This window comes from Streptomyces anandii JCM 4720 (assembly GCF_014650655.1).
Classification (GTDB): Bacteria; Actinomycetota; Actinomycetes; order Streptomycetales; family Streptomycetaceae; genus Streptomyces; species Streptomyces anandii.
The window spans coordinates 261,352-266,410 of sequence record NZ_BMVJ01000003.1 but is presented as its reverse complement, the minus strand read 5'-3'; the positions used below and the strand labels follow the sequence as shown (position 1 = coordinate 266,410).

Sequence of the window (5,059 nt, the reverse complement as noted above, 5' to 3'; positions counted from 1 at the left end):
GCCGCGCTCGGGCCTTGAGTTCAACGCCCAGCGGCGGGCGGTGCTCGACTACCACGCTCGGGAGACCGCGCGGCTGGCCGAGGCGGTCAAGGCCGGCAAGGTGCCCAGGCCCGACTTCGTGCTCTGGCCGGAGAACTCCTCCGACGTCGACCCCTTCGCCAACGCCGACGCCCGCGCGGTCATCAACCGGGCGTCGCGCGAGGTCGGCGTGCCCATCTCCGTGGGCGCGGTCGTCGAACGGGACGGCAAGCTGCTCAACGAGCAGGTGCTGTGGGACCCGGTCCAGGGCCCCGTGCAGACCTACGACAAGCGGCAGATCCAGCCCTTCGGCGAGTACCTGCCGCTGCGCTCCCTGCTCGGGGCGATCAACAAGAACTGGACGACGATGGTCCGGCAGGACTTCAGCCGCGGCACCAAGCCGGGCGTGTTCGACGTCGAGGGCACCAAGATCGGCTTGGCCACCTGCTACGAGGCCGCCTTCGACTGGGCCGTGCGCGACACCGTGACCGACGGCGCGCAGATGATCTCGGTGCCGAGCAACAACGCCACCTTCGACCGCAGCGAGATGACCTACCAGCAGCTCGCCATGTCCCGCATCCGCGCGGTCGAGCACAGCCGCACCGTCACCGTGCCGGTGACCAGCGGCGTCAGCGCGGTCATCATGCCCGACGGGCGCATCACGCAGAAGACCGGCATGTTCGTCCCCGCCTACCTGGTCCAGAAGGTGCCGCTGCGCTCCTCGAAGACCCCGGCCACCGAACTCGGTGTCCTGCCGGAGATCGCCCTGGTGCTGGTCGCCGCGGGCGGCCTCGGCTGGGCGGTCGGCGCCGGTCTGCGCCGACGGCGCGCAGGCGGGGCGTAGGCGCGGGGCCGTACCGGACGGGCGGTGGACCGGAGGGCCGGACACCGCCCGTTAGGGTCCCTCCATGGGTACTCCTGACTTCATCCGCACGATCCGCGCCTCGGCGGGGCAGCAGCTGCTGTGGCTGCCCGGGGTCAGCGTCGTCGTCTTCGACGACCGGGGCAGGGTCCTGCTGGGCCGGCGCGCGGACAACGGCAAGTGGGCACTGATCTCCGGCATCCCCGACCCCGGCGAGCAGCCCGCCGCCTGCGCCGTGCGGGAGGTGCACGAGGAGACCGCCGTACGGTGCGTGCCCGAGCGGATCGTGATGGTGGAGTCGGGCAAGCCCGTCACCTTCCCCAACGGCGACGTCTGCCAGTTCATGGACCTCACCTTCCGCTGCCGGGCGGTCGGCGGAGAAGCGCGGGTCAACGACGACGAGTCGCTCGACGTCGGCTGGTTCGAGGTGGACGCGCTGCCGAGAATGGACGAACGCCACTACGTGCGGATCAAGCAGGCCCTGTCCGATGAACCCACATGGTTCGAGCCCACGAGTTTTGAATGAAGTATGGGGTCGGCCCACATGTGGTCCGGTAGGGGTGCTGCCTAGGCTCGAGGCATGACCTCGCCCAGCGCCCCCACGGCACCCCACGCCCCCTCGCTCGACCTCGGCGGCCGCACCGCCCTCGTCACCGGCGCGGCCGGCGGCATCGGCCGCGCCTGCGCGCTGCGGCTGGCCGCCGCCGGGGCGAAGGTCAGAGCCGTCGACCGGGACGCCGAGGGTCTGGAGGCACTGGCCGCACGGTCCGGCCCGCTCGCGGGCACCCTCGAGGCGCACGTCCTCGACCTCACCGACCTGGACGCCGCCGAACAGGTGGCCGCCGGCACCGACGTGCTCGTCAACAACGCCGGGATCCAACTGGTGCGGCCGATCGAGGAATTCCCGCCCGAGGTCTTCCACACCGTGCTCACGGTGATGCTGGAGGCGCCGTTCCGGCTGGTCCGCGGGGCCCTGCCGCACATGTACGGGCAGGGGTGGGGCCGGATCGTCAACATCTCCTCGGTGCACGGCCTGCGCGCCTCCGCGTACAAGTCGGCGTACGTGGCCGCCAAGCACGGTCTTGAGGGGCTGTCCAAGACGGCCGCCCTCGAAGGCGCCCCGTACGGCGTCACCTCCAACTGCGTGAACCCCGCCTACGTGCGCACTCCGCTGGTCGAGAAGCAGATCGCCGACCAGGCGCGGGCCCACGGCATCCCGGAGGAGCGGGTGGTGTCCGAGGTGCTGCTGCAGGACAGCGCCGTCAAGCGGCTCATCGAGCCGGAGGAGGTCGCGGAGGCCGTCGCGTACCTGTGCGGGCCGCAGGCGTCCTTCGTCACCGGCACGTCGCTGGTGCTGGACGGCGGCTGGACCGCGCACTGACCGGCACCGCCGTGACGCCCGGCCGCTCCGCGGTTTTCCACAGGGCTCACCGCACCGCCGGGCGATGGGGAATCCTGTGACCATGTCCAGCGATCACGCGCAGCCCACCGGCCGCCCCACCACCACCCGGGCAACCGCGCCCACCGCGGGTGCCGGGGCGGCTCCGCACGACGATGCGCGCGCCGCGCGGTCCGGCGACCGCCACGATGCGGCCGCCGCGCGGTCCGGTGACCGCCACGATGCGGCCGCCGGGCGGGGCGGCGAGGCGCAGGATTCCAGTGCCGGGCGGCACGATGCGGGGCTGCCGTCGGACGTTGCCGCTGGGGCTCCCTTCCTCGAGCTGCTCGCGCGGGGCGCGTCGGCCGCCGCGTACGAGCAGCCGGTGCTGCGGGCGCGTGCCGAGGGGCGGCCGGCCGCGTGGATCGCGGCGCTGGAGCACGCGAAGTTCCTCGCGTTGCGGGTGCGCGCGGAGCTGGAGGGGCGCCGTCGGCGTGAGGCGGAGCTCTCGGCGTTGTTCGAGACCGCCCACGACCTGGCGGGCCTGCGCGATCTCGACTCCGTGCTGCAGGCCATCGTGCAGCGCGCCCGCTCCCTGCTCGGCACCGACGTCGCCTACCTCACGCTCAACGACCCGGCGCGCGGCGACACCTACATGCGCGTCACCGAGGGCTCGGTGGCCGCGCGCTTCCAGCAACTGAGGCTGGGCATGGGGGAGGGGCTGGGGGGTCTCGTCGCCCAGACGGCCCGCCCCTATGTCACCGACGACTACTTCAAGGACGCCCGCTTCCAGCACACCGGCACCATCGACGACGGCGTCCAGGACGAGGGTCTGGTCGCCATCCTCGGCGTGCCCCTGATGCTGGGCCCGCAGGTCATCGGCGTGCTGTTCGCGGCCGACCGCCGGGCCCGCGTGTTCGAGCGGGAGCAGATCGCCCTGCTCGGCTCCTTCGCCGCCCTCGCCGCGGCCGCCATCGACAGCGCCAACCTGCTCACGGAGACCCGCTCGGCCCTGGCCGGCCTGGAGCGGGCCAACGAGATCATCCGCGACCGCAGCGGCGTGATCGAACGCGCCTCGGACGTGCACGACCGGCTCGCCGAACTCGTCCTGCGCGGCGGCGGCGTGCACGACGTGGCCGCCGCAGTCTCCCAGGTCCTCGCCGGCACCGTCGACTTCACCGAGGCCGGCGCCGCCCCCGCCCGCGCCCTGGAGGCCTCCCGGGCCGAGGGACACGCGGTACGGCACGGCGACGACTGGATCGCCGCCGTCGCCGCCGGTGGCGAACTGCTCGGCGCGCTGGTCCTGCGCGGGCACCCCGGCCTCGACCCCGTGGACCAGCGCACCCTGGAGCGCGCCGCGATGGTCACCTCCCTGCTGCTGCTCGCCAGACGCTCGGCCGCCGAGGCCGAGCAGCGCGTCAGGGGGGAGCTGCTGGACGACCTCCTGGACGCCCGCGACCGCGATCCGCGCCTGCTGAGCGAGCGCGCCGCCCGGCTCGGCGCCGATCTCGACGCCACCCATGTCGTCCTCGCCGCCCGCCTGGACGCCCCGGCCGCCGACGCCGACGAGGAGGCCGACGCCCGGCGCCGCCTGTGGTCCGCGGCCTTCCACCTGGCGGCCACCCGGCGCGGTCTGGCCGCCGCCCGGGACGGCGGCACCGTCCTGCTGCTGCCCCTGCGGCAGGGGGACAGCGCGACGGACCTGGCCCGCCGCACCGCCCGCCACCTGGGCACCGCCGTGCACGAGGCCGTCACCGTGGGCGCCTCCGCCCCGGTCGACGACCTGGCCACCCACGCCGGCACCGTGACGGCCGCCTACGAGGAGGCGCGCCGCTGCCTGGAGGCTCTCGCGCTGCTCGGCCGCACCGGCGACGGCGCCGCCGCCGAGGACTTCGGCTTCCTCGGCCTGCTGCTCGCCGGCGACCGGGACATAGCGGGCTTCGTCGAGCGCACCGTCGGCCGTGTCGTCGCCTACGACGAGCGGCGCGGCACGGATCTCATACGCACGCTCGAGTCCTACTTCGCCTGCGGCATGAGCCCCGCCCGCACCAAGGACGAGCTGCACGTGCATGTGAACACGGTGGCCCAGCGCCTGGAGCGCGTCGGGCGCCTGCTGGGCGACGACTGGCAGACCCCGGCCCGGGCACTGGAGATCCAGCTCGCCCTGCGCCTGCACCGCCTGTCCTCACCCGAACCGCGCTGACCCCGCGCGGCACCGGCCGGCACCGCACCGGCCCGCACGCCAGGGCCCGCGCCAGGGGCCGCATCGCACCGGCCCGGCCCCCGCACGCGTGGGCGTGCGGGGGCCGGACGGCAGGACAGGGTCTGTGCAGGGGGAGGGGGTCAGACGGTGCGCGCGTCCGCGGGCCGTGTCGCCGTGGGCTCGGCGGCGGCGTCGGGCTCGACGGCGGCGAGGTCGCGGTGGCGGGTCTCCTTGGCCACGCCGACCGCGATCAGCGTCAGCACGGAGGCGGCGACGACGTAGAGGGCGATGGGGGTGGAGCTGCCGTAGTCGGACAGCAGGGCGGTGGCGATGAGCGGTGCGGGCGCGCCCGCGGCGACCGAGGCGAACTGGGCGCCGATGGAGGCGCCGGAGTAACGCATCCGGGTCGCGAACATCTCGGAGAAGAAGGCCGCCTGCGGGGCGTACATGGCGCCGTGCAGGACCAGGCCCACGGTCACCGCGATGATCAGGTTGCCGAAGCCGCCGGTGTCGATGAGGGAGAAGAACGGGAACATCCACAGGCCGACCCCGGCCGCGCCCAGCAGGTACACCGGCCGGCGTCCGATGCGGTCCGAGA

5 protein-coding genes are annotated in these 5,059 nt (G+C 74.1%); 4 read left to right on the top strand and 1 reads right to left on the bottom strand.

What is annotated here, in order from left to right:
* The 4 genes from lnt to IE249_RS07115 form a co-directional block, all read left to right on the top strand.
* On the top strand, window positions 1-862 hold an 862-nt coding region (lnt, locus tag IE249_RS36540), incomplete at its 5' end, for an apolipoprotein N-acyltransferase (protein ID WP_229857740.1).
* 64 nt (window positions 863-926) lie between these two features.
* The gene (locus IE249_RS07125) at window positions 927-1,406 is read left to right on the top strand and encodes an NUDIX hydrolase (RefSeq protein ID WP_189703911.1); all 480 of its coding nucleotides are present in this window, start codon (window positions 927-929) and stop codon (window positions 1,404-1,406) included.
* A gap of 54 nt (window positions 1,407-1,460) precedes the next feature.
* The gene (locus tag IE249_RS07120) at window positions 1,461-2,261 is read left to right on the top strand and encodes a 3-hydroxybutyrate dehydrogenase (protein WP_189703910.1); all 801 of its coding nucleotides are present in this window, start codon (window positions 1,461-1,463) and stop codon (window positions 2,259-2,261) included.
* A gap of 82 nt (window positions 2,262-2,343) precedes the next feature.
* Window positions 2,344-4,461: a helix-turn-helix domain-containing protein gene (locus IE249_RS07115; RefSeq protein ID WP_229857738.1), complete on the top strand. Its 2,118-nt coding sequence runs from the start codon at window positions 2,344-2,346 to the stop codon at window positions 4,459-4,461.
* A gap of 140 nt (window positions 4,462-4,601) precedes the next feature.
* On the opposite strand, the gene IE249_RS36535 is transcribed toward IE249_RS07115, so the two are convergent.
* Window positions 4,602-5,059, bottom strand: a 458-nt coding sequence (locus IE249_RS36535) for an MFS transporter (protein WP_229857736.1), incomplete at its 5' end; no start/stop codon positions are given.